The following is a 23,655-nucleotide window of genomic DNA, read 5'->3' on the forward strand; positions in this document are numbered from 1 at the left end:
CGGACGCCCCCGGCTCACAGGATCAGGATTGTCCGATCAGACCGCGAACATCAGCAGCAGCGCGACGAGGAAGGCGAAGATGCCCAGCGCCTCGGCGAACGCGATGCCGATGAAGAGGGTCGCGGTCTGGCCCGCGGCGGCCGACGGGTTGCGCAGGGCGCCGGCGAGGAAGTTGCCGGCGACGTGGCCCACACCGATGGCGGCCGCGCCCGAACCGATGGCGGCGAGGCCGGCACCGATGAATTGACCCATGTTCGCGATATCGCCTTCCATGACTTTCTCTCCTGTGACTGGAATTGGCTGATGAGGGACCTGACCGTCAGTGCGACGGGTGCAGCGCGTCCTTGAGGTACACGCAGGTCAGGATGGTGAAGACGTAGGCCTGGATCACGGCGACCAGGACCTCGAGGCCGTAGATCGCGGTGATGGCCAGGATCGACAGCGGCGAGATCGCGGCAATCGCGGCGAAGCCGGCGAAGACCTTGATGACGGCGTGGCCGGCCATGATGTTGCCGCCGAGACGGATGGAGTGGCTGACCGGCCGGACGAAGTAGCTGATCAGCTCGATGATCGCGAGGATCGGCCGCAGCGCCAGCGGCGCCGAGGCGACCCAGAACAGGCCCAGGAACTTGGAGCCGTTCAGCACGAAGCCCAGGATCGTCACCGTCAGGAACACCGCCAGCGCCAGCACCGCGGTCACCGCGATGTGCGAGGTCGGCGCGAACGACATCGGGATGAGGCCCAGCACGTTCGCCATCAGGATGAACAGGAACAGCGTCATGATGTAGGGGAAATACTTGACCCCGTCGTGGCCCGACACGTCCTCGACCATCTTGTAGACAAAGCCGTAGACCAGCTCGGCCATGGACTGGCCGCGGGTCGGCACGACCTTGCGGTGGCGGGTGGCGAAGACGAGCAGGAGGTACGTGGCGAGGACGGCGAGCGCCATCCACAGCGTGGCGTTGGTGATGGTGAACCACGAGACCGGACCGTCACCCCACAGCGGCTCGACGATGAACTGGTCCATCGGGTGGAACACCAGGCCGCCGGCCTCTTCAGCGCCGTGAACTTCCTCTGCCACGTCTCAACCCTCGTCCTTCGGGGGCTGCTGCCCCGCCCGCATTCCGACCTCCCGCGCCGTCCGCAGCATGACGTTCACGCCCGCCGCGAGACCGAGGAGGATGAACAGCACCAGGAAGATCGGCATGGTCCCCAGAAGGGTGTCCAGGCCGTACCCGATGCCGAAACCGATCGACAGACCGGCCACCAGCTCGATCACCATCCGCCAGGCAATGTTGGCCTGGGAATAGTGCTCTTCGGAGTGGGGCTTCGGCTCCGGCCGCCCTTTCGCCCGCGCGATCCGCTCCTCCAGCGCCCGCAGGCGGTCGGCGTCGGAGGCGGGATCGGGGTCGGCCAAGGCGTTTCGCTCGCTCCACTCCAGTCGAGGGGGTGCTATGCGGCGGGGGGCTCCGAGTCAAGCGCGCGAACTGCGGCGGAGGCGCGGGCGGAAGCCGTTGAAAATATGAGTATTTGTGAGCATGCAAAGAACAGCTCGGGCGCACCGGGGTCCGGCCGGGGCGCCGCCGGGCGGGCGGGGCATATTCAACCATCCGGTTGACCTTTTTCCGGTGCGGGCCCAAGGGGATCGCCATGGCGGCCCCGCTCGACACCGTGTTCCTGGCCCTCGCCGACCCGACGCGGCGGGCGATCCTGACGATGCTGCTCGAGGACGACATGGCCGTCACCGACGTGGCCGAGCCGTTCGAGATGTCGCTCGCCGCCATCTCCAAGCATCTCGGCGTCCTCGCCGCCGCCGGCCTCGTCAGCCAGGAGAAGCGGGGCCGCGTGAGATGGTGCAAGCTGGAGCCGGACGCCCTGCGCGAGGCGTCGACGTGGATGGCCGGCTTCGGCCAGATGGACGGGATCGACCTCGACGCGTTCGAGCGGTTCCTGGAACGCGAGCTGGATCAGCCCGGCGCGTGAGCGCGCGCCTCCTCGTCCCGCAGCAGCAGGATGAGCGCCAGCGCCGTCAGCAGCACGCCCAGCGCCACCAGCGGCGGCGGCAGGGCCCCGCCCAGCGCCATCTCCCACACGATGACCCAGGACGGTGTGAGGTAGGTGTAGGCCATCACCTTCGACGACGGCAGGATCAGCGCGGCGTACTGCAGCAGCAGCACCGTGGACGCGCTGGCGAAGAAGGTGATGTAGACCAGCGTCACCCAGACGATCCCCGGCAGCTCGGCCCACGGAGTCGCGAGGATGTCGCGCCAGCCGGCGAGCGTGAGGACGATCGCGGTCGCCACGGTCACGCCGAAGGTGAAGACGATCGGCCGCTCGCCGCGATTCAGCATCCGCACCAGCGGCGTGTAGAGGGCATGCGCCACGCAGCCCCAGAAGAAGATCGCCTCGCCGCGGCCAATCTCGAACCGCAGCAAGGCGTCGAGGTCGGCGCGGAAGATCACCCACAGCGCCCCCGCCCCGCCGAGCGCGAGCGCCAGCGCGATCCGCGGCGTCATCCGCTGCCGCAGGAGGAACCAGCCGAAGGCGGCGGACAGGATCGGCGTCAGGGTGAAGACGGCGGAGATCGAGACGGAGGGCGCGGTCTTCAGCCCCTCGAACATCAGCACGAAGTAGGTCGCGAACAGGATGCCGAGGACGAGGTAGCGCCAGGGCGCCCGCGCCGCCTCGCGCCCCGGCCGCGACGTCGCCATCATCGCCGCGCCGACCACGACGGAGGCGAGCCAGAACCGCACGGCGTTCAGCGCCAGCGGCGCGATCTCGTTCGCCGCCCGGGCGCCCAGGGCGAACGAGCCCGCGACGAGGACCGAGAAGGCGAGCATCGCCAGGTGCCCGCGCAGCGGCGGCACGCGAGGGGCCGCTCCCGCGGCGGTCAACAGGTCCAGCCCTTCGCGCGCTCCTTCAGGAAGGACAGGAAGGCCTGGACCTTTGGCGTCCGGTGCAGGTCGACATGGGTGACGAGCCACAGCTTCGCCTCCCATTCGGGACGCGCGGGGATGATCTCGACCAGCGTGTCGCGCCGCGCCTCGTACTCCCACCGCGAGACGAAGCCGATGCCGGCGCCGGCGAAGGCGGCCTCGGCCATCGCGGCGGCGTCGGTGGCGCGGAAGACGACCCGGTCGCGGGGCACGTGGTCGCGCATCCAGGCGTAGAACGGGGCGCGGCTCTCCCCGTCGTCGGGGCCGATGAACCAGTGCTCGGGGAAGTCCTCGATCCCCGACGGCTCGCCATGGCGGGCGATGTACTCGGTCGACGCGACGAGCCGCGTCTCCAGCGTCACGAACGGCTGCACGACGTTGTCCGGCTGCTCGGGCGCCGCGCCGGCGCGGATCGCGACGTGCGCCTCGCCGTATTCCAGGCGGAACAGCCGCTCGCCGGTGAGGAAGCGGACCGTCAGGCCCGGATGCTCGCGCTGGAAGTCCACCATGACCGGCGTCAGCAGAGGCGCCAGCGTGCCCAGCGAGGTCACCACGAGTTCGCCCGTGATCCCCTCGCCCTGGCCCTTGATCCGGCCGGCGAGCTGGGTGAACTGGTCGTCCGTCGCGGCGGCGACGCGCAGCAGGTCCTGCCCCGCCTCGGTGGCCGTATAGCCGCGGGCGTGGCGCTGGAACAGCTTCACGCCGAGACGAGCCTCGATCGCGTCGATGTGGCGGATGACCGTCGCGTGGTGCACGCCCAGCACCTCGGCCGCGCCCGACACCGTTCCCATCCGGGCCACCTGATAGGCCGTCCGCACCTCGTCCCAGTGATCCACCGCACCTCTCCGCGTCTGCGGGCGCGAGCCTACGCCGGCCGCCGGCGGGCGCAAGCGCATCGGTGGACCCACGACACGCGCGCGTGAGGGAACACCGAACCGCTGCCCGCCGTTCTGCCTGGTGAAGGGCCGCCGCTGTCGTCGGCCCGCCGACGCGGAGGTGGCCCGATGTCCCCCAGACTGATGTTCCTGCAACTCCTCTCCCTTCCCCGGCAGTTGGCCGACGCGTGGAAAGCCGCGTGCGTTCAGCCGCGCGCCCTGATGATTCCGGTGGAGCGCGACCGCCGCCGCCGTTGAGCGGCGATTGACCAGCGGCGCGGGAAGGCCCTAGCGTCACCTTCATGAAGGTGACGGGGGACACGCCGGAACGGCTGACGCTGGAGCGGCGTCCGTGGATTCTCGGGCTCGCGATCATCGCCTTCACCCTGCTCTTCGTCGGCATCGGAGCGGCGGGCGCCGCCGCAGGAGAAATCGCCCCGGCGCTGGCGTTCGGTCTCGGTGGCCTCTTCATCGGCGGCGTCGCCTTCGCCGCCTTCGTGCGCCGGACGCAGGTGATCTTCGACCGCGCGGAAGGCTCCGTCACCATCCGCACCCGCAGCGTCATGGGCTACAGGGAAAGTGTGCACGCCCTGGACGACGTGGCCGAGGCGGTTCTCCAGATCAGTCGCAGCAGCAAGGGAAGCGACACCCGCCGCCCGGCCCTGCGGGTGGCGGACGGAACGGTGCCGCTGGTGCCGGTCTACGTCTCCGGCCGGGGCCCGCGGCGGGTCGTGACCGCGATCAACGACTGGCTCGGACGCGCAGTCGAAAATCGCAGGAGCGGTTAGGCGAACCGCCGCGCTCCTGTCTATGGTGCCGCACCGCAGCGTGTCTGCCGCGCGCGCCGGCACCCCAACGGTCCCCAGCGGAGACACATCATGAGCTACATGCCCTGTCGCTCCGGGCGATGATGCTGCCGTGGAAGATGACGCTCGCCTTCAACCTGTCCTTCACCGGGGCCTGGGCCGACATGATGACCGGCGCCACCGAGGACGGCGCGAGCGCGGAGGCCGCGACCGACGCCGCCGAGAGCAGGTTCGCCCGGCTCGACCACGCCGCGGGCGGCATCGCCCGGGCGGCCCACGACACCGCGATCCGACGCCCCGACCCGGCCGGTCCCCGCCGGCCGGGCTCCTTGCGGCCTTGACTTCGCGGCCCCTCTGCGTCACTAGCCCACCCCAAACCCGGAGGCCTCTCACGCTTCCGGTCCCCCGGACCACGGGGGATCGCCCCCCGTCAGCGCAGGTGCGCCCACGGGGGCGTTTGCCGTTTGGTCCGACGGTCCCCATCTTGGGGCCGACCCGATGCTGGAGGCGACTGATGTTCGAATCCCTCTCCGACCGCCTTGGCGGCGTCTTCGACCGGCTGACGAAGGCCGGCGCGCTGTCCGCCGAGGACGTGAAGACCGCCCTGCGCGAGGTGCGCACCGCCCTGCTCGAGGCGGACGTGTCGCTGCCGGTCGCGCGGTCGTTCGTGAAGTCGGTCGAGAGCAAGGCGACGGGCGCGTCGGTCACCAAGTCGGTGACGCCGGGCCAGCAGGTGGTGAAGATCGTCCATGACGAACTCGTCGCCGTCCTCACCGGCGAGACCGATCCCGGCAAGCTCAAGATCGACAACCCGCCCGCGCCGATCCTGATGGTCGGCCTGCAGGGCGGCGGCAAGACCACGACGACGGCGAAGCTGGCCAAGCGCCTGAAGGAGCGCGAGGGCAAGCGGGTCCTCATGGCCTCGCTCGACACCAACCGCCCCGCGGCGATGGAGCAGCTGGAGATCCTCGGCCGCCAGATCGGCGTCGACACGCTGCCGATCGTCAAGGGCGAGGACCCGGTCGCGATCGCGAAGAGGGCGAAGACGCAGGCGAGCCTCGGCGGCTACGACGTCTACATGCTGGACACCGCCGGCCGGCTGCACATCGACCAGGAGCTGATCGCCCAGGCCGCCGCCGTCCGCGACGCGGTGAACCCGCGCGAGACGCTGCTGGTGGTCGACGGCCTGACCGGTCAGGTCGCGGTCGAGGTCGCGCAGGAGTTCGACGAGAAGATCGGCGTCTCCGGCGTCGTGCTGACCCGGATGGACGGCGACGGCCGCGGCGGCGCCGCGCTGTCGATGCGCGCCGTCACCGGCAAGCCGATCCGCTTCGTCGGCCTCGGCGAGAAGATGGACGCGCTCGAGACGTTCGATCCCGAGCGGATCGCCGGCCGCATCCTCGGCATGGGCGACATCGTCGCGCTGGTGGAGCGGGCCCAGCAGACGCTGGAGGCCGAGCAGGCCGAGCGGATGATGAAGCGCTTCCAGAAGGGTCAGTTCAACATGAACGACCTCAAGATGCAGCTGGAGCAGATGCTCAAGATGGGCGGCATGGAGGGCCTCATGTCGATGATGCCCGGCATGGCCAAGATGCAGAAGCAGGCCGCCGAGGCGGGCATGGACGACAGCATGATCCGCCGCCAGATCGCCCTCGTGAACTCCATGACCAAGACCGAGCGGGCCAACCCCCAGCTCCTGCAGGCCAGCCGCAAGAAGCGGATCGCCGCCGGCGCGGGGCTGGAGGTGAGCGAGCTGAACAAGCTGCTCAAGCAGCACCGCCAAATGGCCGACGTGATGAAGAAGATGGGCAAGATGGGCGGCAAGGGCGCCCTGCGCCAGGCGATGAAGTCGATGTTCGGCAAGGGCGGCATGCCCGACATGAACGACCCCGCCGCGATGGAGCAGGCGGCCCGCGCCGTTGGCGGCTCGCTGCCTAAGGGCCTCGCCGGCGGCTTCGGCGGGCCGGGGGGCATGCAACTGCCGCAGGGCCTGTCGGGGCTGGGCCGCAAGAAGTGACCGCCGTGCGCCGCATATCCGGGGGCTGCGCATGCTGAGCGTGGAGATCCCCACGCTGCGGACCGAGCGGCTGATCCTGCGCGCGCCGACGCTGGAGGACAGTGCGCCGTTCATGGCGTTCATCCGCAGCGACCGCGCCCGCTTCGTCGGCGGCCACCGCGACCTGCCCGAGCGCTACGCCGTCCGCGCCTTCGGCCATATCGCCGGCCTGTGGGTGCTGCGCGGCTATTCGTCGTTCGTGGTCGAGGACGCCGACAGCGGCCGCGCCCTCGGCCTCGTCGGGCCGTGGTTCCCGCAGGCCTGGCCCGAGCCCGAGTTCAGCTGGTCGCTCTGGCATGCCGATGCCGAGGGGCGCGGATTCGTCGCCGAGGCGATGGCGACGATCATGCCGTGGTTCTGGGACCGCACCGGCCTGACCACCGCGATCTCGGTCATCGACGAGGACAATTACGGCTCCATCCGCGTGGCGGAGCGGCTGGGCGCGGTGCTGGACGAGGCGACGACCGAGACGGTGAACCTGCCCGGCTCGGTCTTCCACGAGCCCGAGGGCGCGCGGGCGCTGGTCTACCGCCACCACGCCGCCCAGGGGCGGGAGGCCGCATGATCCCGACGATTCGCACCCCGCGCCTGACCCTCGGCCCGTTCGAAATGGACCATTTCGAGGCCTTCGCCACCTTCGTGAAGGGCGAACGCTCGCGCTTCCTCGGCGGGCCGGCGGACGATCCGCGCGACGCCTGGGACAGCTGCATGATGCATAACGGCCAGTGGCTCGCCCGCCCCGCCGGCGCCTTCTGGGTGCGCGAGGGCACGGACGGCGTCCCGGTCGGGCGGACCGGCCTGTGGTGGCCGATCGACCGCGAGGAGCCGGAGCTGTCGTGGGTCGTCTATGACGGGTTCGAGGGGCGGGGCTACGCCCACGAGGCCGTCTCGGCCGCCCGCGACTGGATGATGCGCCGGGGCGGGCTGACCCGCCTCGTCAGCTACATCGCGCCCGAGAACGTGCGCTCGCGCCGGCTGGCCGAGCGCCTGGGTGCGGTGATCGAGCGGCGGATCGAGTATCCGAACCGCCCGCCGGTCGACCTGTGGCGTCACCCGGAGGCCGCATGATCGAGCTTCTGGAAACCCCCCGCCTGATCCTACGTCGGCCCGAGGCGAAGGACTGGGACGCGGCGCGCGCCTTCTTCACCTCGGACCGCGCGGCCGGCATCGGCGGCCCGCTGAGCGAAGGCGCCGCCTGGCGCGCCTTCGCCGCCGAGATCGGGCACTGGGCGATCCGCGGCTACGGCATGTGGGCGGTGACGCTGCGCGGCGAGGATCGGGCGGTCGGCCTGGTCGGACCGTGGTATCCCGTCGACTGGCCCGAGACCGAGGTCGGCTGGATGATCTGGGATCCCGCCATCGAGGGCACCGGCATCGCGACCGAGGCGGCCCATGCCGCGATCCGTCACGCCTATGACGGGCTCGGCTGGGACACGGTCGTCAGCTACATCGACCTGGACAACGCCCGCTCCATCCGCCTGGCGGAGAAGCTGGGCGCGGTGCACGACCCGGCGGCGCGGGTGCCGAACCCGGACAAGCCCTGCCGCGTCTACCGCCACCCCCGCCCCGCGGAGGACGCGGCATGATGGCGCCGACGCTGCACACCGATCGCCTGACCCTGCGCCCGCTGGTTCCGGCCGATTTCGAGGACTACGCGATCCTGATGGCGTCCGAGCGGTCGCGCTGGATGGGCGGACCGGCGGGCACGGACAAGGCCTGGGGCATGTTCTGCACCGAGGCTGCGGGATGGGCCCTCTTCGGCGCCGGCGGCCTCGCGATCACCGTGACCGGCGACGACCGCTCCGTCGGGACGGTGCAGATCAACATCGGCCCTCTCTTCCCCGAGACCGAACTGGGCTGGCAGCTGTGGGACGGCGCAGAGGGCCGCGGCTACGCCACCGAGGCCGGGGCGGCGCTGCGCGACTGGGCCTTCGGCCCCGGCGGCATGACGACGCTGGTCAGCTACATGGACCCCGCCAACCGCGCCTCGGCCCGCGTGGCCGAGCGGCTGGGCGGCCGGCTCGACCCCGACGCGAAGGTGCAGGACGAGGGCGACATCGCCTACCGCTTTGAGAGGACCGCCGCATGAGCGACGACATCCATCCCTGGCAGCAGCCCGCCGCCGGGCAGGCCGCCGTGGCCGTCGACCGGATCGCCGGCGCCCTGCCGCGGATCGCCCGCGGCCGGGTGATCCTGCGCGCGCCCTACATGGCGGACTGGCCGCTCTACCGCGACATCGCCACCTCCGAGCGCGCCGTCCATTTCGGCGGCCCGATGTCCGAGGACGAGGCCTGGGCCGACTTCCTGCAGATGGTCGCCTCGTGGCTGCTGCGGGGCTGCGGCCTGTGGGCCGTCGAGGTGCAGGAGACGGCCGAGACGGTCGGCTTCGTCGTCCTCAACCACGAGGCGGGCGACCCCGAGGCGGAGCTCGGCTTCATCTTCACCGAGGACGGCGAGGGCCACGGCTGGGCCTTCGAGGCCTCCGTCGCGGCCCGCAACAACGCCTTCTTCGCGCTGAACTGGGAGACGCTGGTCAGCTACATCGCGCCGGAGAACGAACGCGCCGCCGCGCTGGCCGCGAAGCTGGGCGCGACGCGCGATCCGGACGGCGACGTCGACGGCGTCCATTGCTGGCGCTACCCGCGCCCCGAATTCGACTATTGAGGCCGCCGCATGACCGACGCCGTCCACAAGGCCGCCCAGCTGCTGAAGGAGCACCGCGAGTCGATCGACCGGCTCGATGCGATCCTCGTCTACACGCTGGCCGAGCGGTTCAAGCACACCCAGGGAGTCGGCCGGCTCAAGGCCGAGCACGACCTGCCGCCGTCCGATCCCGTGCGCGAGGAAGCGCAGATCGCGCGGCTCACCGAATTGGCGATCGAGGCCGACCTCGACCCCGAATTCGCCAAGAAGTTCCTGGCCTTCGTGATCCAGGAAGTCATCAAGCACCACGAACGACACCAATCCTGACGGCCCGTCCGTCGCCACGCCATTAAGGAGATACGACAATGGCCATGAAGATCCGTCTCGCCCGCGGGGGCTCCAAGAAGCGCCCCTACTACTCGATCGTCGCCGCCGACAGCCGCATGCCCCGGGACGGTCGCTTCATCGAGAAGCTGGGCACCTATGCGCCGCTGCTGCCCAAGGACAGCGAGGACCGCGTGAAGATGGACACCGACCGTGTCCAGTACTGGCTGAACCAGGGCGCGCAGCCGACGGACCGCGTCGCGCGCATGCTCGAGGCCGCGGGCCTGAAGGAGAAGGCCGAGCGCTCGAACCCCAAGAAGGGCGAGCCGGGCAAGGCCGCCAAGGAGCGCGCCGAGAAGAAGGCCGCCCGCAGCGCCGCCCCGGCCGAAGAGGCCCCGGCGGACGAGGCGGCCGAAGAGACCGCCGAGTAAGGCGACCGGCCCCGGAGCCCGCTCCGGGGCCACGCCCGCCCGGCCGTCCGGTCCCATGTCACAGTCTCACGGCAAGGTCGTCGTCGGCGCGCTCGCCGGAGCCTTCGGGGTCCGCGGCGAGGTGCGGCTGAAGTCCTTCTGCGCCCAGCCCGAGGCGATCGCGGCGTACGCGCCGCTGACCGACGCGGCGGGGCGCACCTATCCGAAGATCCGCATCACCGGGCAGGCCAAGGGCGCCCTGACCGCCCGCGTCGACGGCATCGCGACCCGCGAGGAGGCGGAGGCGCTGAAGGGCACCCAGCTCTACGCCGAGCGGGACCGGATGCCCGACCTGCCCGAGGACGAGTTCTACCATGCCGACCTGATCGGCCTGCCCGTCCACGACACCGGCGGCGCGCTGCTCGGCACCGTCCGGGCAGTGCACGACCACGGCGCCGGCGACCTGCTGGAGATCCTCGCCCCCGGCAGCACCTCCACCGTTCTCCTCCCCTTCACCCGCGCCGCGGTGCCGACGGTCGACCTTGCCGCCGGGCGGATCGTCGCGGACCCGCCCGAGGGGCTGTTCTAGGCCCGCCGCTTCCGGTAAAGGCGGCCGATCCACGCCCGAGGAGCCCCCAAGATGACCCGCGCCGGTTTCGTCGCCCTGATCGGAGAGCCGAACGCCGGCAAGTCGACCCTGCTGAACCGCATGGTCGGCGCCAAGGTCTCGATCGTCACCCACAAGGTGCAGACCACCCGCGCCCGCATCCGCGGCGTGGCGATGCACGGGGACGCGCAGGTCGTCTTCGTCGACACGCCCGGCCTGTTCCGCCCGCGCCGCCGGCTGGACCGCGCGATGGTCGCCGCCGCCTGGGGCGGCGCGGCGGACGCGGACGTGGTGCTGCTGCTGGTCGAGGCGCATCGCGGGCTGACGGACGGGGTGAAGGAGATCCTGTCCGCGCTGGACGAGCGGGTCGCGGGTCGGCCCGTCGCGCTCGCCATCAACAAGATCGACAAGGTGAAGGCCGAGAGCCTGCTGGCGCTGACGTCCGAACTGAACGAGGCCCACGCGTTCGAGAAGACCTTCATGATCTCGGCCGAGCGGGGCTACGGGACCGAGGACCTGATGGAGTGGCTGGCGGCCAAGATGCCCGAGGGGCCGTTCCTCTACCCCGAAGACCAGCTCGCCGACCTGCCGCTGCGGATGATCGCGGCGGAGATGACGCGCGAGAAACTGACGCTCCGCCTGCACCAGGAACTGCCCTACGAGCTGACGGTGGAGACGGAAAGCTGGGAGGAGCGCAAGGACGGCTCGGCCCGCGTCGACCAGATCGTCTACGTCGCCCGCGACGGCCACAAGGGCATCGTCCTCGGCGGCGGCGGCGAGACGATCAAGGCGGTGAGCAAGGCCGCGCGCGAGGAACTGCAGGAGTTCCTCGGCCGCAAGGTGCACCTGTTCCTGACGGTGAAGGTGCGGCCGAACTGGCTGGACGAGGCCGAGCGCTATTCCGAAATGGGCCTCGACTTCAAGGACGGAGGCGCGTGAGCCGTCTCGCGGCCGGGGTCTGGGTCTCGGCCTACCTGACCCGGCTGCGGCTGGCGGACATCCCCGCCTTCGTCGTCGCCCGCGGCGACGACACGGCGGGGGCGGTGCTGGTCAAGCAGTCCACGCTCGACGGCAACGCGACCCTCTGGCAGCGCTCGTTCGACCTGATGAGCGGCGAGCGGCGGTGGGTCGACCTCGCCGCCGGCTCCGACGCCGAGGTCGATGAGGCGGTCAGACGTCAGCGCCGCACGGACCCCGACCTCTGGGTGATCGAGGTCGAGGACCGCGCGGGGCGACATCTGCTGGGCGAGCCGGGGCTCGACTAGTTGCTCGACGGCGGGGCGTCGGGCGCGTCGGCCGGCGGAAGCTGTTCGTCCGTCTCCGGCGACAGCTCGGCCTGACCAGACTGGGGCTGGATGTCGTCCGGATCGCCGGGATCGGGCGCGATCCCCGTCACGATGGGGAAGCCGAGCGGGTCGAGCAGGTACCACCAGCCGCCATAGCTGTGGTTTTCCTGTCCCTGCGGGCTTTCGCCCGGCTCGTCGCCGGCGAAGTAGAACAGCGGCTGGCTGGAATATTGCAGCACTTCCATCCCGTCCCAGGTGATCGAGGAGACGAGCGTCTCGTCCAGCCCCTCGCCGACGGTCAGGTCCGCCGGCGCCTCGACCCGCGGCCAGTCCTCGAGGCACTTGGGATCGCCGCAGGATTCCAGCGCAGGCAGGCCGTCGCCGGCGCGGACCTCGGTGTGGAAGGCATAGACGTAGCGGCCGCTCTCGTCGGCGACGACGGGGCCGTACTCGTCGGTCTCGACAAGGGTCAGGGTCTGGGCGGCGGCGGGGCCGGCGATCAGGGCGATGAGTGCTGCGGTGCGGAACATCGGGAGCCTCCTGGGGCTGGTGTGGCTGTGGCGGTCGGGTCTGTGCCGGACGGTCATGGAGCGAACGTCCCGCCGCGGGCGGCGTTCCCGCCCTTCACACTCCGGCGATCCGCCCCAATATCGGCGCATGATCGAATGGCGCGACGAGGGGACGGTGCTGGCGGTGCGGCCGCACGGCGAGAGCTCGGCCATCGCCGAGATCTTCACCGCCGCCCACGGCCGTCACCTCGGGCTGGTCCGCGGCGGCACCTCGCGGAAGGCGCAGGCCGCGCTGCAGCCCGGCACGCGGGTCGATGCGCACTGGTCCGCCCGCCTCGCCGATCACCTCGGCGCGTGGCGGTTGGAGCCGGTGCGCAGCCGCTCGGCCGTGCTGATGTCCGACCGGCTGGCGCTCGCCGGCCTCGCGGCCGTGACCGCGCTCCTGTCCCGCAGCCTGCCGGAGCGGGACGCGCACGCCCCCCTCTATGCGCGGACCGAGGCGCTGCTGGACCTGCTGGGTCAGGGCGACGTCTGGCCGCTGGCCTACCTGCAATGGGAGCTCGCGCTGCTCGAGGAGATGGGCTTCGGGCTGGTGCTGGACCGGTGCGCGGTGACCGGCGGGACCGACGACCTCGCCTACGTCTCGCCCCGCTCGGGCCGCGCGGTCAGCCGCGACGGCGCGGGCGACTGGGTGGCCCGGCTGCTGCCGCTGCCGCCGGTCCTGCGCGGCGCGGGCGAGGCGGGCGCGGCGGACATCGTCGCCGCGCTCGGCACCACCGGCTGGTTCGTGCGCCACCGCCTGATCGGCGCCGAGGTGGAACTGCCCCCCGCCCGCGCCCGCCTCATCGACGAGATCCGCCGCGCCGGCTGACGCAATCCGGGGGCGGGAAATCCGCCATTTGCCAGACACGCCCCCTGTTGGCAGACTGACCTGAGGGAAACGGAACGACGGGGGAGGACCTCATGCTGACACTCATCGCCGGCCTCGTGCTCGGGGCGGCCGCGCCGGCGCTGCCGGATCTGCCGGGGCATCTGGAGATCGACTTCCAGCTGCCGGCCGAGCGCGTGATCCTGTACCCGCCCTCGGGCGAGCTGCGGATGCTGTCGGGCCTGCGCCTGTCGCCGGAGGCGCAGCAGGCCTTCGACACCGAGTTCCGGCCCACGACCTACTTCTCGGCCTTCGCCACGTCCAAGTCCGGCGGCTGGGGCTACGCCACCACCACGAACTCGGCCGAGGCGGCGCGCGCGATCGCGATGGGCGAATGCCGCAGCAGCAACGACGACTGCATCCTGGTGGCCGAGATCGTGCCGCGCGGCTACCGCGAGCCGGGGCCCGGCGACATCACGATGACGCCCGAGGTGGCGGAGCTGTACCGCAACCCCGCCGCCGCCGGCGCGCCGGACGGCGCGGCGCGGGCGATGGCGATCAGCGCCGACGGCGCCTACGCCCTCGTCTGGGGCCTGCCGGACCAGGCCGCGGCGGACGGGGCCGCAATCTCGGATTGCGGCCAGCACCTGAACCACGACCTGCCAGGGGTGGAGCCGATGCCCTGCTTCGTCGTGCCGGGGCTGCCGGGGACGAACTGAGCCGCCGGGGTGGGAGGGGGGCTGTCTGCCCCCCGCGGCTGACGCCGCCCCCCCGAGGATATTTCTGGCTCGGTGAGAGGGTGAGCGGGTCTACCCCAGCAGCCGGCGTGCGATGACCTGCGCCTGGATCTCGGCCGCGCCCTCGAAGATGTTGAGGATCCGCGCGTCGCACAGCAGCCGGCTGATCCGGTATTCGAGGGCGAAGCCGTTGCCGCCGTGGATCTGCAGGCCGTTGTCCGCCGCCGCCCAGGCGACGCGGGCGGCCAGCAGCTTGGCCATCCCCGCCTCGAGGTCGCAGCGGTGGCCGGCATCCTTCTCGCGCGCGGAGTGGTAGGTGAGCTGCCGCGCCACCATGATCTCGGCCGCCATCATGGCGAGCTTGCCCGCCACGCGGGGGAAGGCGATCAGCGGCCGGCCGAACTGCCGCCGCTCCTGTGCGTAGGACAGCGCGACGTCGAGCGCCGCCTGTGCCACCCCGACCGCGCGGGCGGCGGTCTGGATGCGGGCGCTCTCGAACGTCTGCATCAGCTGCTTGAAACCCGTCCCGGGGGCGCCTCCGAGCAGGCCGTCGCCGGACACGCGGAAGCCGTCGAACGCCAGCTCGTACTCCTTCATGCCCCGGTAGCCGAGGACGCCGATCTCGCCGCCGGTGAGGCCGGCGTCGGGGAACGGCTCGGCGTCGGTGCCAGGGGTCTTCTCGGCCAGGAACATCGACAGGCCGCGGTAGTCGTCCGTCTCGGGGTCGGTGCGGGCGAGCAGCGTCATCAGCCCGGCGCGGGCGGCGTGGGTGATCCAGGTCTTGTTGCCGGTGATCCGCCAGCCCTCGCCGTCAGGCACCGCGCGGGTGCGGAGCGCGCCGAGGTCGGATCCGGTGTTCGGCTCGGTGAACACCGCCGTCGGAAGGACCGCGCCGCTGGCGATCTTCGGCAGCCAGTGCGCCTTCTGCGCCTCGGTGCCGCCGCCGAGGATCAGCTCGGCCGCGATCTCGGACCGGGTGCCGAGGGAGCCGACGCCGATATAGCCGCGGGACAGCTCCTCCGAGACGACGGCCATCGCGGTCTTGGGCAGGCCGAGGCCGCCGTACTCCTCGGGGATGGTCAGGCCGAAGACGCCCATCTCGGACAGCTCTTCGATCAGCGCCATCGGGATCAGCTCGTCCTTGAGGTGCCAGTCGTGGGCGAACGGCTCCACCTTCTCCGCGGCGAAGCGGCGGAACTGGTCGCGGATCATCTCCATCTCGTCGTCCAGGCCCGAGGCGGCGCAGTCGCCGCCCCGCTCGGCGAGAAGCGCGGCGAGGCGCAGGCGGGCGGCGTCGCTGTTGCCTTCGGCGATCAGGCGGCGCACCGGGTCGGCGTCGAGAGGGCTCGGATCGGCGCCGAGGGCTTCGAGGCGGACGATCTCTCCCTGGCTCATGGGGATGCCGCCCTGGATCTGGGCGAGGTATTCGCCGAAGGCGATCTGCAGGACCAGCTGCTCGGCCTCTCCGAGCCTGCCCTGCTCCTCCAGCCGGTCGGCCCAGCCCTGCATCTGCTGCAGCGCGCGGCCGTAGGTGGCGAGCCACGAGAGGCCGTGGGCCGCGTCCTGCTGCGCGTCGAGCGGCCCGTTGCCGATGCGGCGTTTGACAGCGGCGGTCGCCTCCTCCAGCACGTCCGCCACGGGGGCCAGCGCGGCCCGTGTGAGGTCGGTCAGTCCCCCCAGCACCGCGTCCGTCGAAGCGTCCTGCCCGTCATGTGCCATCGTCGCCTCCGCTGGTGACAGCCGACACCTAGCGCTCTCGCAGGTGCAGCGCAACTTTGTAACCTCAAAGCCCGCATCACGCGCAACGGAATGTCGCGCCTGATTTTCCGTGCCGCTCCGGGCCGGTCGGGCTATGCCGGCGGCATGGACCTGTCCCCGCCCCTCTTCGCCGCTGCCCTCGGGATCGCCCTTCTGGCGGGGCTGATCAAGGGCCTGACCGGCTTTGCGATGCCGATGGTCCTGATCTCGGGCCTGTCGCTGTTCCTGCCGCCGCAGGTGGCGCTGGCGGGGCTGATCCTGCCGACCCTGGTGACCAACGGGATGCAGGCGTTGCGCGGCGGCTGGCCGGCGGCGCGGCGGGCGATCGTGGAGTTCCGACTGTATCTCGGCGTCCTGCTGGTCTGCCTCGTCCTGTCGGCGCAACTGGTGAACGTGCTGTCCGTGCGGGCGCTGTTCCTGCTGATCGGCGTGCCGATCACGCTGTTCGCTCTGATGCAACTGGTGGGATGGCGGCCGCGACTCGCGGGCCGGTCGGCCGGGGTCGAGATGGCGGTGGGCGGGTTCTCCGGTCTCGTCGGCGGAGTGTCCGGCGTCTGGGGCCCTCCGACGGTGGCGTACCTGACGGCGATCGACGTGCCCAAGGCCGACCACGTCCGCACGCAGGGCGTGATCTACGGTCTGGGCGCACTGCTATTGCTGATCGCGCATGTCCGCTCGGGCGTGGTGACGGCGCAGACGGTGCCGTTCTCCGCCGCGCTCCTGGTGCCGGCGATCGCGGGGATGCTGATTGGCCAGCGGCTGAACGACCGGATCGACGAGCGCCAGTTCCGGCGCGCGGTGCTTGTGGTGCTGTTCGTGGCGGGGGCAAACCTGGTGCGTCGAGGGATCGGGGGGTGATGCCGCCTCGGGCGGAGGCAACGGATGGCCGCGGTGAAATGCTCTGACGTGACGAGGATGCTGGTCGCTTCGCCATCCCTGCATGACCACGAGCGTCTCGCCGGCGGGGAGCACGCGTAGGATCGGGGGGAGGCCAGCGGCGGCCTGAGCTGCTGCCGTGGGCGATCTCCTTGTTCAACGTCGATGAAGGTGACGCCGAAAAGCCGGAGGTCGATGCCGGCGCCGGTACCACGCTGGCCGCGTCGAAGAGCCGCCGGCCAATGTCGTCCCGCTCTCCCGTGGTCATGTCGGCTCCACCGCCGGCCCCGTGTCGCGAGGAGCTTCGGCGACTATCCGGCGCGAACAACCGCCGAGACGGCCGCAAAGAAAAGGGGCCGCCCCGAAGGACGGCCCCGATCTGCCTGAAGCGGGCAGGACTTACATCATGTCCATGCCGCCCATGCCGCCCATGCCACCGGCACCGGCGGGCTCTTCCTTCTTCGGACGGTCGGCGACCATGGCCTCGGTGGTGATCAGCAGGCCGGCGACCGACGCCGCATCCTCGAGCGCGGTGCGCACGACCTTGGCCGGGTCGATCACGCCGAACTTGAACATGTCGCCGTACTCTTCGGTCTGGGCGTTGAAGCCGAACTTGAGGTCGGTCGATTCGCGGACCTTGCCCGCCACGACCGAGCCGTCGACGCCGGCGTTCTGGGCGATCTGCCGCAGCGGCGCTTCCAGCGCCTTGCGGACGATCGCGATGCCCGCGTTCTGGTCCGAGTTCTCGCCGGTCAGGCCGTCGAGCGCCTTGGCGCCCTGCAGCAGGCTGACGCCGCCGCCGACCACGATGCCTTCCTGGACCGCGGCGCGGGTCGCGTTGAGCGCGTCGTCGACGCGGTCCTTGCGCTCCTTCACCTCGACCTCGGTCATGCCGCCGACGCGGATGACGGCGACGCCGCCGGCCAGCTTGGCGACACGCTCCTGCAGCTTCTCACGGTCGTAGTCCGAGGTGGTCTCTTCGATCTGCTGACGGATCTGAGAGACGCGGGCCTCGATCTCGGCCTTCTCGCCGTGGCCGTCGACGATCGTGGTCTCGTCCTTGGTGATCGAGACGCGCTTGGCGGTGCCGAGCATGTCGACGGTCACGTTCTCGAGCTTCATGCCGAGATCTTCCGAGATCACCTGGCCGCCGGTCAGGATCGCGATGTCCTGCAGCATGGCCTTGCGGCGGTCGCCGAAGCCCGGGGCCTTCACGGCGGCGATCTTCAGGCCGCCGCGCAGCTTGTTGACGACGAGCGTGGCCAGCGCCTCGCCCTCGACGTCCTCGGCGATGATGAGGAGCGGCTTGCCCGACTGGATCACCTGCTCGAGGAGCGGGACCATCGGCTGCAGCGACGAGAGCTTCTTCTCGTGCAGCAGGATCATCGCGTCTTCGAGCTCGGCCGTCATCTTGTCAGCGTTGGTCACGAAGTACGGCGACAGGTAGCCGCGGTCGAACTGCATGCCCTCGACGACCTCGGTCTCGGTCTCGAGGCCCTTGTTCTCCTCGACGGTGATGACGCCGTCGTTGCCGACCTTCTGCATCGCGTCGGCGATCTGGCGGCCGATCTCGGCCTCGCCGTTGGCGGAGATGGTGCCGACCTGGGCGACCTCGGCCGAATCGTTGACCGGGCGGGCGGCGGCCTTGATCGCGTCGACGACCTTGGCGGTGGCCATGTCGATGCCGCGCTTGAGGTCCATCGGGTTCATGCCGGCCGCGACCGACTTCATGCCCTCGATGACGATCGCCTGGGCGAGAACGGTGGCGGTGGTGGTGCCGTCGCCGGCCTCGTCATTGGTGCGAGAGGCGACCTCTTTCACCATCTGCGCGCCCATGTTCTCGAACTTGTCCTCGAGCTCGATCTCCTTGGCGACGGTGACGCCGTCCTTGGTGATGCGGGGGGCGCCGAACGATTTCTCGATGACGACGTTGCGGCCCTTGGGGCCGAGGGTGACCTTCACCGCGTTCGCGAGCGTGTTGACGCCCTTGAGCATGCGGTTGCGGGCGTCGGTGTCGAACCGGACGTCTTTAGCAGCCATGTCTCAGTGCTCCTGAAATATGTGTCTGTTTGGGATTGATCGTCGCCGGTCGGCCGCTCAGGCGGCCTTGGCGGCGGCGTCGTTCTCGATGATGCCGAGGATGTCGCTCTCTTTCATGATGAGCAGCTCCTGGCCGTCGAGGGTGACCTCGGTGCCCGACCACTTGCCGAACAGGATCCGCTGGCCCGGCTTGACCGACATCTCGATCAGCTCGCCCGAATCCTTGCGCGCGCCCGGGCCGCAGGCGACGACTTCGCCTTCCGCCGGCTTCTCTTTCGCGCTGTCCGGGATGATCAGGCCGCCCTTGGTCTTTTCGTCGCCTTCAACACGGCGCACCAGCACCCGGTCATGAAGCGGTTGAAACGCCATATCCGTAAGCTCCTTGGCTTGTCTGTCCTCCGCCCGGGCCCGCTCTGGGGCCGGGGTTGGCACTCACCGTTCGCGAGTGCTAACGGCGCCGAGTTAGGCACCGGCGCGGGAGCTGTCAAGCGGGTCGGGTGGGGAATTCCCCACCATCTGCACGTCGCGTCATTTTGGGGCTAGGCAGGTGCGACAGAATGTCCTAAGAGGCGCCCATCCACCGTCCCTACGGGACTTTCGAGGAGGCTGCAAATGATCGGAACGAGAACCCCCATCACCTGCTGACGCAGGTCGCAGCCGATGCTGGCGACCTGACCGTCGCCCGCCCCCACGACAAGTCCGACCACGGAGTGGATCCCATGGCAATGACCGTCTTCATCCGCGCGCCCCGCGCGCTCTGACCCTCGTCGCCGCGGCCGCGTTCGCGTCCGCCCCCTGAAACCTCCTGCCTCTACCCCCGCCGCGCCTGTTCGCGTGTCCGGGGCCGCCCCCGGCGTGCCCATCGGCCCGCCGGATCCCGTCCGCGTGGCCGGTCCGGTCCGCGGTCCAACCCGAAGACCAAGGAAAGACAGCAATGTTCACGTTTCACGCGATCGACCACCGGGCCAGCCACGAGGCGTTCCTGCCCTGGGAAGAGAAGCGCACGACCCGCCGGACGCAGCCGCAAACCCTGCGGTTCACACCCCCCGCCCCCGGCGGTGTCGTGGTGATCCCGCACGTCCCTCCGCCCGAGCCCATAATTCGGGCGGGCGGCCGGTCGGGCTGGCTGGTCCGCCTGTTCCGCCGCCCGGCGCGCGCCCTGGCCGCGTCCTGATCCCGACCGCCCGGTCGCTGCCCTCCCGAGGGCGGCGGCCGGGCCCTCACCGGCCCGCGCCGGCCCCGCCCGCCCATCCCCCGCGGGCGGACCCACCGGCGCCCCGCCGCTGGTCTCTTCGGCCCTGTCCCGGCCGGGCGACCGGACCCCGCCCGGCCGCCGCCCGCCTGTCCCGCGGGTGGCGGTCGGGCGCCTTCTCCTGCGGACCGGCCATTCCGCTCCGGCCGGTCCTCGCCGACGTACCCGCCCCGCCGTTGTGGGCCGGGCCGCCCGTCCCTACCTCTGACCCGTCAGCCCCCCGCAGGAAGTCCAGCCGATGCTCCGACCGCTCCTCGCCGCCGCGCTCACCACGCTCCTGCCGCTCACGGCCGCCGCACAGTGCGACGCGCCCAGCTACATGGACCGGCTGAGCGCCGCGGACCGCGCCGCGCTGGAAGCGGACGCGGCCGCGATGCCCTACGGCCGCGGCCTCGCCTGGGAGGCGACGCGCGGCGACGACCGCCTCGCCATCGTGGGCACGCTGCACATCGCCGATCCGCGCCACGATCCGCTGGCGGAGCAGTTCACCGCCGAGATCGCGGAGGCCGACCTGCTGATGGTCGAGATCACCGCGGAGGACGAGGACCTGATGACCCGCGCGATGGCCGAGCGGCCGTCGATGCTGTACTACACCGACGGCCCCGCCCTGCCCGGCCGGCTGGAGCCCGAGCTGTGGGACCGCGTGCAGGACGCGGTGGACGAGCGCGGCATCCCCGCCTTCATGGCGGCGAAGTTCCGGCCCTGGTCGCTGATGGTCACGCTGTCGATCCCGCCCTGCGCGATGGAGGCAGCCGCCGACCGCGACGGCGGCCTCGACTACCGCCTGCGCGACGCGGCCGCGGCGGCAGGCGTGCCGCAGGTGTCGCTGGAGCCGTACGACACGCTGGTGCAAATCATGGACGAGGCGGGGGAGGAGACGGAGATCGCGCTCCTCGAGGCGTCGCTGATGAGCGCCGACATCCAGGCCGAGCTCTTCACCGCGACGGTCGACAACTACTTCGCCGGCCGCATCGCCGAGACGTGGCTGCTGTCGCAGTACGTGCCCCTGCCCGAGCAGGACGAAGCGGAAACGCAGCGGCTGAACGACCTGATGACCGAGATGCTGCTGACCCGCCGCAACCAGGCGTGGGTGCCGGTGATCGAGGCCGCGGCAAGGGAGAACGACCGCATCGTCGTCGCCGCCGGCGCCGCGCACATGGCGGGCGAGGACGGCCTCCTGCGGCTGCTGGAACAGAGCGGCTGGACCATCCGCCCGCTGGAGTGACGCCCCGCCGGCGGACCGGCGGGGCGCTCGCGGTGCCCTAGCGGCCGCGCGACTTGCCCGGCAGAGGCAGACGCTTCACCGTCCTGGACTGCTGGGCGCCGCTGTCGACGCCCGGCGGCAGCCGGGACTGGCCGGCGGTCGGGTGACTCGCCGCCTTGCTGTCGGGCTTGCCCGCGGCGGTGGCGGCGGACTTCTTGCGGGGTTTCTTGCTGGTCGGCATGGATCGGCCTTTCGAACTCGATTGAGAGCGGGCCGCGCCGCCGCTCGGCGGTCACGGCCGGAGAACCCGGGGGACGGCCCCGGGGCGTCAGGCGCGCTGGTCCATTCTGTCGTGACTCCTCTGGAGGCGGTGGTCGGCGCGCGGTCAGCGCGCGGCGCGGAGGCGGTTGAGCGGCGTGAAGTCCATCGCCAGGGCCCTCCTTCAGGTCCAGAGTGTGCCGTCCGAAATAGCATGGCTGCCCTGGGCCGACAAGCGACGGGCGCGGGGTGACAGCGCCGAAGCGCCCTCCTATAAGCGCGGCGATTTCACACGCCTGCCCGGAAAGTTTCCCAATGACCACGCTCGTCTTCGGCCACAAGTCCCCCGACACCGACTCCACCGGCTCGCCCCTCGTCTGGGCCTGGTACCTCAGCCACGTCGGCACCCCGGCCGAGGCGCGCCTGCTGGGAGAGCCGAACACCGAGGCGAAGTTCGTGGCCCAGCGCTGGGGCTTCGACCTGCCGCCGGTGCTCACGGAGGTCGAGGCCGGCCAGCCGGTCGTGATCGTCGACACCAACAACCCGGCCGAGCTGCCGGCCGGCATCAACGACGCCGACATCCGCGCCATCATCGACCACCACAAGCTGACCGGCGGGATCGAGACCAAGGCGCCGATCGACATCACGATCCGCCCGCTGGCCTGCACCGCCACCATCATGTTCGACCTGATGGGCGCCGACGCCGCGCAGATGCCGGACGGGATCAAGGGCCTGATCCTGTCCTGCATCCTCAGCGACACGCTGGAATTCCGCTCGCCCACGACGACGCCGGTCGACCGCGGCCTGGCCGAGCAGCTGGCGGGGGAGCTGGGCGTCGACATCCCCTCCTTCGCGGCCGAGATGTTCGCGGCGAAGTCCGATGTGTCGTCCTTCTCGGACGCCGAGCTGCTGCGGATGGATTCCAAGGAATACACCGTCGGCGGCAAGGACTTCCGCGTCTCCGTCCTCGAAACGACCTCGCCGGGCACCGTGCTGGACCGCAAGGACTCGCTGATGAAATCGATGGAGGACGTGGCCCGCGAGGACGGCGCCGACCAGGTGCTGCTGTTCGTCGTCGACATCCTGAACGAGGAGGCGACGCTGCTCGTCCCGAACGAGCTGGTGAAGTCGGTCGCCGAGAAGAGCTTCGGCGCGACGGTCACCGGCGACACGGTGGTCCTGCCCGGCATCATGAGCCGCAAGAAGCAGATCATCCCGAACCTCAAGGTCTGAAGGGGCGCGCCTGTGGTCCGCATCATCGAGAGCATCGCCGAGATCGCCGCGGACTACGACGCCGCCTTCGTCGACCTGTGGGGCTGCATGCACAACGGCGTGCGGGCCTATGACGAGGCGGTCGCCGCGATGCGCGGCTTCCGCCGGGGCGGCGGCAAGGTGGTGCTGGTCACCAACGCGCCCCGCCCGCGCGGCGCGGTGGCGCGGCAGCTGGACCAGATCGGCGTGCCGGAGGATTGCTGGGACGTCATCGCGACCTCGGGCGACAGCGCGCGGGCGGCGATGTTCCGGGGCGTCGTCGGCCGCAAGGTCTGGTTCATGGGCGACCCCGACACCGACCTGTCCTTCTTCGACCCGCTGAAGATCGCCCGCGACCCGGTGGAGATCGAGCGGGTGGAACTGGATGAGGCCGAGGGCATCGTCTGCTGCGGGCCGTTCGATTCGCAGGAGCATCCGTCGGCCCTGCGGCCGCAGCTTCTGGCGGCGAAGACGCGGGGGCTGAAGCTGCTCTGCGCGAACCCCGACATCGTGGTCGACCGCGGCGACAGCCGGGAGTGGTGCGCCGGCGCCATCGCGGCGCTCTATACCGAGATGGGCGGCGAGAGCCTGTATTTCGGCAAGCCGCATCCGCCGATCTACGACCTCGCCCGCCAGCGCCTCGCCGGCGAGGGGGCGACCGTGTCGGACGGCCGCATCCTGTGCATCGGCGACGGCATCCGCACCGACATCCTCGGCGCGCAGGGCGAGGACCTGGATTCGCTGTTCATCACCGGCGGCCTCGCCGCCGAGGAGACCGACACGGCGCCCGGCGGGCAGCCAGACCCCGCCCGGCTGGACGCGTACCTCGCGTCCGAACAGGTGACGCCAACCTTCGCCATCGGCTTCCTGCGCTGAGTCCGGCGGCGGCGGCTCGCCGCCGCCCTTGACTTTCCGCAACAGCAAAGAAATTTTATTGCTCCATAGGCGCCTTGCGCGCC

32 protein-coding genes are annotated in these 23,655 nt (G+C 71.0%); 22 read left to right on the forward strand and 10 right to left on the reverse strand.

Annotated elements, in window-relative coordinates:
• Positions 1 to 36: 36 nt before the first annotated feature.
• From A37W_RS0106440 to A37W_RS0106450, 3 genes are read right to left on the reverse strand one after another with little or no spacing between them, the layout of a single operon-like run.
• Positions 37 to 273 (reverse strand): F0F1 ATP synthase subunit C, encoded by a 237-nt coding sequence (locus A37W_RS0106440; RefSeq protein WP_018302205.1) that lies wholly within the window; start codon positions 271 to 273, stop codon positions 37 to 39.
• Positions 274 to 319: 46 nt separating this feature from the next.
• A complete protein-coding gene (locus A37W_RS0106445) occupies positions 320 to 1,081 on the reverse strand; it encodes a F0F1 ATP synthase subunit A (RefSeq protein ID WP_018302206.1) in 762 nt (253 codons plus the stop codon).
• Between the two features lie 3 nt (positions 1,082 to 1,084).
• A complete protein-coding gene (locus tag A37W_RS0106450; protein WP_018302207.1) occupies positions 1,085 to 1,417 on the reverse strand; it encodes an AtpZ/AtpI family protein in 333 nt (110 codons plus the stop codon).
• Positions 1,418 to 1,650: 233 nt separating this feature from the next.
• Here A37W_RS0106450 and A37W_RS0106455 point away from each other — a divergent pair, with 233 nt between their 5' ends.
• Complete coding sequence (locus A37W_RS0106455; protein ID WP_018302208.1) at positions 1,651 to 1,983, forward strand: ArsR/SmtB family transcription factor; 333 nt, start codon at positions 1,651 to 1,653, stop codon at positions 1,981 to 1,983.
• Here A37W_RS0106455 and A37W_RS0106460 read toward each other — a convergent pair.
• On the reverse strand, positions 1,968 to 2,867 hold the full coding sequence (locus A37W_RS0106460) for a DMT family transporter (RefSeq protein WP_018302209.1): 900 nt from the start codon (positions 2,865 to 2,867) through the stop codon (positions 1,968 to 1,970). The two genes, A37W_RS0106455 and A37W_RS0106460, sit on opposite strands and share 16 nt — an antisense overlap.
• Positions 2,868 to 2,890: 23 nt before the next feature.
• The gene (locus A37W_RS0106465; RefSeq protein WP_018302210.1) at positions 2,891 to 3,772 is read right to left on the reverse strand and encodes a LysR family transcriptional regulator; all 882 of its coding nucleotides are present in this window, start codon (positions 3,770 to 3,772) and stop codon (positions 2,891 to 2,893) included.
• 168 nt (positions 3,773 to 3,940) lie between these two features.
• On the opposite strand from A37W_RS0106465, the gene A37W_RS24515 reads away from it, so the two are divergent.
• The 14 genes from A37W_RS24515 to A37W_RS0106535 all read left to right on the forward strand — a co-directional run bounded on the left by A37W_RS24515 (position 3,941) and on the right by A37W_RS0106535 (position 11,922).
• A complete protein-coding gene (locus A37W_RS24515) occupies positions 3,941 to 4,069 on the forward strand; it encodes a hypothetical protein (protein ID WP_018302211.1) in 129 nt (42 codons plus the stop codon).
• A 44-nt stretch (positions 4,070 to 4,113) separates the two neighbouring features.
• Positions 4,114 to 4,599 carry a hypothetical protein gene (locus A37W_RS0106475; RefSeq protein ID WP_018302212.1) on the forward strand — a complete coding sequence of 162 codons (486 nt, stop codon included), beginning with the start codon at positions 4,114 to 4,116 and terminating at the stop codon, positions 4,597 to 4,599.
• 122 nt (positions 4,600 to 4,721) lie between these two features.
• Complete coding sequence (locus tag A37W_RS0106480; protein ID WP_157236468.1) at positions 4,722 to 4,958, forward strand: hypothetical protein; 237 nt, start codon at positions 4,722 to 4,724, stop codon at positions 4,956 to 4,958.
• A 173-nt stretch (positions 4,959 to 5,131) separates the two neighbouring features.
• Positions 5,132 to 6,634 carry a signal recognition particle protein gene (ffh, locus tag A37W_RS0106485; RefSeq protein ID WP_018302214.1) on the forward strand — a complete coding sequence of 501 codons (1,503 nt, stop codon included), beginning with the start codon at positions 5,132 to 5,134 and terminating at the stop codon, positions 6,632 to 6,634.
• A gap of 31 nt (positions 6,635 to 6,665) precedes the next feature.
• Positions 6,666 to 7,238 (forward strand): GNAT family N-acetyltransferase, encoded by a 573-nt coding sequence (locus A37W_RS21090; RefSeq protein WP_018302215.1) that lies wholly within the window; start codon positions 6,666 to 6,668, stop codon positions 7,236 to 7,238.
• Entirely contained in the window at positions 7,235 to 7,741 is a 507-nt protein-coding gene (locus A37W_RS0106495) for a GNAT family N-acetyltransferase (protein WP_018302216.1), read from the forward strand. Before A37W_RS21090 ends, A37W_RS0106495 begins: the two co-directional genes overlap by 4 nt.
• Positions 7,738 to 8,259: a GNAT family N-acetyltransferase gene (locus A37W_RS0106500; RefSeq protein WP_018302217.1), complete on the forward strand. Its 522-nt coding sequence runs from the start codon at positions 7,738 to 7,740 to the stop codon at positions 8,257 to 8,259. The genes A37W_RS0106495 and A37W_RS0106500 overlap by 4 nt, the downstream gene beginning before the upstream one ends.
• The gene (locus A37W_RS0106505; protein WP_018302218.1) at positions 8,256 to 8,762 is read left to right on the forward strand and encodes a GNAT family N-acetyltransferase; all 507 of its coding nucleotides are present in this window, start codon (positions 8,256 to 8,258) and stop codon (positions 8,760 to 8,762) included. Before A37W_RS0106500 ends, A37W_RS0106505 begins: the two co-directional genes overlap by 4 nt.
• Positions 8,759 to 9,337, forward strand: coding sequence for a GNAT family N-acetyltransferase (locus A37W_RS0106510; protein WP_018302219.1), 579 nt, complete (start codon positions 8,759 to 8,761; stop codon positions 9,335 to 9,337). The genes A37W_RS0106505 and A37W_RS0106510 overlap by 4 nt, the downstream gene beginning before the upstream one ends.
• Positions 9,338 to 9,346: 9 nt before the next feature.
• The gene (locus A37W_RS0106515; protein ID WP_018302220.1) at positions 9,347 to 9,643 is read left to right on the forward strand and encodes a chorismate mutase; all 297 of its coding nucleotides are present in this window, start codon (positions 9,347 to 9,349) and stop codon (positions 9,641 to 9,643) included.
• 38 nt (positions 9,644 to 9,681) lie between these two features.
• Positions 9,682 to 10,071, forward strand: a complete 390-nt coding sequence (gene rpsP / locus A37W_RS0106520; RefSeq protein WP_018302221.1) for a 30S ribosomal protein S16 — start codon at positions 9,682 to 9,684, stop codon at positions 10,069 to 10,071.
• A gap of 55 nt (positions 10,072 to 10,126) precedes the next feature.
• A complete protein-coding gene (gene rimM / locus A37W_RS0106525; protein WP_018302222.1) occupies positions 10,127 to 10,639 on the forward strand; it encodes a ribosome maturation factor RimM in 513 nt (170 codons plus the stop codon).
• A gap of 51 nt (positions 10,640 to 10,690) precedes the next feature.
• The gene (gene era, locus A37W_RS0106530; protein WP_018302223.1) at positions 10,691 to 11,596 is read left to right on the forward strand and encodes a GTPase Era; all 906 of its coding nucleotides are present in this window, start codon (positions 10,691 to 10,693) and stop codon (positions 11,594 to 11,596) included.
• Positions 11,593 to 11,922 (forward strand): DUF1491 family protein, encoded by a 330-nt coding sequence (locus A37W_RS0106535; protein ID WP_018302224.1) that lies wholly within the window; start codon positions 11,593 to 11,595, stop codon positions 11,920 to 11,922. The genes era and A37W_RS0106535 overlap by 4 nt, the downstream gene beginning before the upstream one ends.
• Here A37W_RS0106535 and A37W_RS0106540 read toward each other — a convergent pair.
• Positions 11,919 to 12,473 carry a COG4315 family predicted lipoprotein gene (locus tag A37W_RS0106540; protein WP_018302225.1) on the reverse strand — a complete coding sequence of 185 codons (555 nt, stop codon included), beginning with the start codon at positions 12,471 to 12,473 and terminating at the stop codon, positions 11,919 to 11,921. The two genes, A37W_RS0106535 and A37W_RS0106540, sit on opposite strands and share 4 nt — an antisense overlap.
• 127 nt (positions 12,474 to 12,600) lie before the next feature.
• On the opposite strand from A37W_RS0106540, the gene recO reads away from it, so the two are divergent.
• Both recO and A37W_RS0106550 read left to right on the forward strand, forming a co-directional pair.
• Positions 12,601 to 13,323: a DNA repair protein RecO gene (recO, locus tag A37W_RS0106545; protein ID WP_018302226.1), complete on the forward strand. Its 723-nt coding sequence runs from the start codon at positions 12,601 to 12,603 to the stop codon at positions 13,321 to 13,323.
• Between the two features lie 92 nt (positions 13,324 to 13,415).
• Entirely contained in the window at positions 13,416 to 14,039 is a 624-nt protein-coding gene (locus A37W_RS0106550; protein ID WP_018302227.1) for a hypothetical protein, read from the forward strand.
• 90 nt (positions 14,040 to 14,129) lie between these two features.
• Here the strand turns inward: A37W_RS0106550 and A37W_RS0106555 are convergent, their stop codons facing one another.
• Positions 14,130 to 15,776, reverse strand: coding sequence for an acyl-CoA dehydrogenase family protein (locus tag A37W_RS0106555; RefSeq protein ID WP_018302228.1), 1,647 nt, complete (start codon positions 15,774 to 15,776; stop codon positions 14,130 to 14,132).
• Positions 15,777 to 15,866: 90 nt separating this feature from the next.
• Between A37W_RS0106555 and A37W_RS0106560 the strand changes: the two genes are divergently transcribed.
• The gene (locus A37W_RS0106560; RefSeq protein WP_018302229.1) at positions 15,867 to 16,673 is read left to right on the forward strand and encodes a sulfite exporter TauE/SafE family protein; all 807 of its coding nucleotides are present in this window, start codon (positions 15,867 to 15,869) and stop codon (positions 16,671 to 16,673) included.
• 417 nt (positions 16,674 to 17,090) lie between these two features.
• Here A37W_RS0106560 and groL read toward each other — a convergent pair whose 3' ends face one another.
• Positions 17,091 to 18,731: a chaperonin GroEL gene (gene groL / locus A37W_RS0106570; RefSeq protein ID WP_018302230.1), complete on the reverse strand. Its 1,641-nt coding sequence runs from the start codon at positions 18,729 to 18,731 to the stop codon at positions 17,091 to 17,093.
• 57 nt (positions 18,732 to 18,788) lie between these two features.
• Positions 18,789 to 19,100 (reverse strand): co-chaperone GroES, encoded by a 312-nt coding sequence (locus A37W_RS0106575; protein ID WP_018302231.1) that lies wholly within the window; start codon positions 19,098 to 19,100, stop codon positions 18,789 to 18,791.
• Positions 19,101 to 19,665: 565 nt separating this feature from the next.
• Here A37W_RS0106575 and A37W_RS23560 point away from each other — a divergent pair.
• Both A37W_RS23560 and A37W_RS0106585 read left to right on the forward strand, forming a co-directional pair.
• Positions 19,666 to 19,905 carry a hypothetical protein gene (locus A37W_RS23560; RefSeq protein ID WP_018302232.1) on the forward strand — a complete coding sequence of 80 codons (240 nt, stop codon included), beginning with the start codon at positions 19,666 to 19,668 and terminating at the stop codon, positions 19,903 to 19,905.
• A 316-nt stretch (positions 19,906 to 20,221) separates the two neighbouring features.
• A complete protein-coding gene (locus tag A37W_RS0106585) occupies positions 20,222 to 21,208 on the forward strand; it encodes a TraB/GumN family protein (RefSeq protein ID WP_018302233.1) in 987 nt (328 codons plus the stop codon).
• A 37-nt stretch (positions 21,209 to 21,245) separates the two neighbouring features.
• On the opposite strand, the gene A37W_RS0106590 is transcribed toward A37W_RS0106585, so the two are convergent.
• Complete coding sequence (locus A37W_RS0106590) at positions 21,246 to 21,428, reverse strand: hypothetical protein (RefSeq protein WP_018302234.1); 183 nt, start codon at positions 21,426 to 21,428, stop codon at positions 21,246 to 21,248.
• A gap of 332 nt (positions 21,429 to 21,760) precedes the next feature.
• Between A37W_RS0106590 and A37W_RS0106595 the strand changes: the two genes are divergently transcribed.
• On the forward strand, positions 21,761 to 22,678 hold the full coding sequence (locus A37W_RS0106595; protein ID WP_018302235.1) for a manganese-dependent inorganic pyrophosphatase: 918 nt from the start codon (positions 21,761 to 21,763) through the stop codon (positions 22,676 to 22,678).
• A 12-nt stretch (positions 22,679 to 22,690) separates the two neighbouring features.
• Positions 22,691 to 23,572, forward strand: coding sequence for a TIGR01459 family HAD-type hydrolase (locus tag A37W_RS0106600; RefSeq protein ID WP_018302236.1), 882 nt, complete (start codon positions 22,691 to 22,693; stop codon positions 23,570 to 23,572).
• Positions 23,573 to 23,655: the final 83 nt, after the last annotated feature.

Origin of the sequence: Wenxinia marina DSM 24838 (assembly GCF_000379485.1) — a bacterium.
GTDB classification, from domain to species: Bacteria; Pseudomonadota; Alphaproteobacteria; order Rhodobacterales; family Rhodobacteraceae; genus Wenxinia; species Wenxinia marina.

Coding starts and splice junctions, on each gene's coding strand:
- A37W_RS0106505 (WP_018302218.1), top strand. CDS start 8,256: ATGATGGCGCCGACGCTGCACACCGATCGCCTGACCCTGCGCCCGCTG.
- A37W_RS0106540 (WP_018302225.1), bottom strand. CDS start 12,473: ATGTTCCGCACCGCAGCACTCATCGCCCTGATCGCCGGCCCCGCCGCC.
- A37W_RS0106555 (WP_018302228.1), bottom strand. CDS start 15,776: ATGGCACATGACGGGCAGGACGCTTCGACGGACGCGGTGCTGGGGGGA.
- A37W_RS0106440 (WP_018302205.1), bottom strand. CDS start 273: ATGGAAGGCGATATCGCGAACATGGGTCAATTCATCGGTGCCGGCCTC.
- rimM (WP_018302222.1), top strand. CDS start 10,127: ATGTCACAGTCTCACGGCAAGGTCGTCGTCGGCGCGCTCGCCGGAGCC.
- A37W_RS0106495 (WP_018302216.1), top strand. CDS start 7,235: ATGATCCCGACGATTCGCACCCCGCGCCTGACCCTCGGCCCGTTCGAA.
- A37W_RS0106560 (WP_018302229.1), top strand. CDS start 15,867: ATGTCGCGCCTGATTTTCCGTGCCGCTCCGGGCCGGTCGGGCTATGCC.
- A37W_RS0106475 (WP_018302212.1), top strand. CDS start 4,114: ATGAAGGTGACGGGGGACACGCCGGAACGGCTGACGCTGGAGCGGCGT.
- A37W_RS0106510 (WP_018302219.1), top strand. CDS start 8,759: ATGAGCGACGACATCCATCCCTGGCAGCAGCCCGCCGCCGGGCAGGCC.
- A37W_RS0106480 (WP_157236468.1), top strand. CDS start 4,722: ATGCTGCCGTGGAAGATGACGCTCGCCTTCAACCTGTCCTTCACCGGG.
- era (WP_018302223.1), top strand. CDS start 10,691: ATGACCCGCGCCGGTTTCGTCGCCCTGATCGGAGAGCCGAACGCCGGC.
- A37W_RS21090 (WP_018302215.1), top strand. CDS start 6,666: ATGCTGAGCGTGGAGATCCCCACGCTGCGGACCGAGCGGCTGATCCTG.
- A37W_RS0106595 (WP_018302235.1), top strand. CDS start 21,761: ATGACCACGCTCGTCTTCGGCCACAAGTCCCCCGACACCGACTCCACC.
- A37W_RS0106500 (WP_018302217.1), top strand. CDS start 7,738: ATGATCGAGCTTCTGGAAACCCCCCGCCTGATCCTACGTCGGCCCGAG.
- groL (WP_018302230.1), bottom strand. CDS start 18,731: ATGGCTGCTAAAGACGTCCGGTTCGACACCGACGCCCGCAACCGCATG.
- A37W_RS24515 (WP_018302211.1), top strand. CDS start 3,941: ATGTCCCCCAGACTGATGTTCCTGCAACTCCTCTCCCTTCCCCGGCAG.
- A37W_RS0106550 (WP_018302227.1), top strand. CDS start 13,416: ATGCTGACACTCATCGCCGGCCTCGTGCTCGGGGCGGCCGCGCCGGCG.
- A37W_RS0106455 (WP_018302208.1), top strand. CDS start 1,651: ATGGCGGCCCCGCTCGACACCGTGTTCCTGGCCCTCGCCGACCCGACG.
- A37W_RS0106585 (WP_018302233.1), top strand. CDS start 20,222: ATGCTCCGACCGCTCCTCGCCGCCGCGCTCACCACGCTCCTGCCGCTC.
- A37W_RS0106515 (WP_018302220.1), top strand. CDS start 9,347: ATGACCGACGCCGTCCACAAGGCCGCCCAGCTGCTGAAGGAGCACCGC.
- A37W_RS23560 (WP_018302232.1), top strand. CDS start 19,666: ATGTTCACGTTTCACGCGATCGACCACCGGGCCAGCCACGAGGCGTTC.
- A37W_RS0106575 (WP_018302231.1), bottom strand. CDS start 19,100: ATGGCGTTTCAACCGCTTCATGACCGGGTGCTGGTGCGCCGTGTTGAA.
- ffh (WP_018302214.1), top strand. CDS start 5,132: ATGTTCGAATCCCTCTCCGACCGCCTTGGCGGCGTCTTCGACCGGCTG.
- recO (WP_018302226.1), top strand. CDS start 12,601: ATGATCGAATGGCGCGACGAGGGGACGGTGCTGGCGGTGCGGCCGCAC.
- A37W_RS0106590 (WP_018302234.1), bottom strand. CDS start 21,428: ATGCCGACCAGCAAGAAACCCCGCAAGAAGTCCGCCGCCACCGCCGCG.
- rpsP (WP_018302221.1), top strand. CDS start 9,682: ATGGCCATGAAGATCCGTCTCGCCCGCGGGGGCTCCAAGAAGCGCCCC.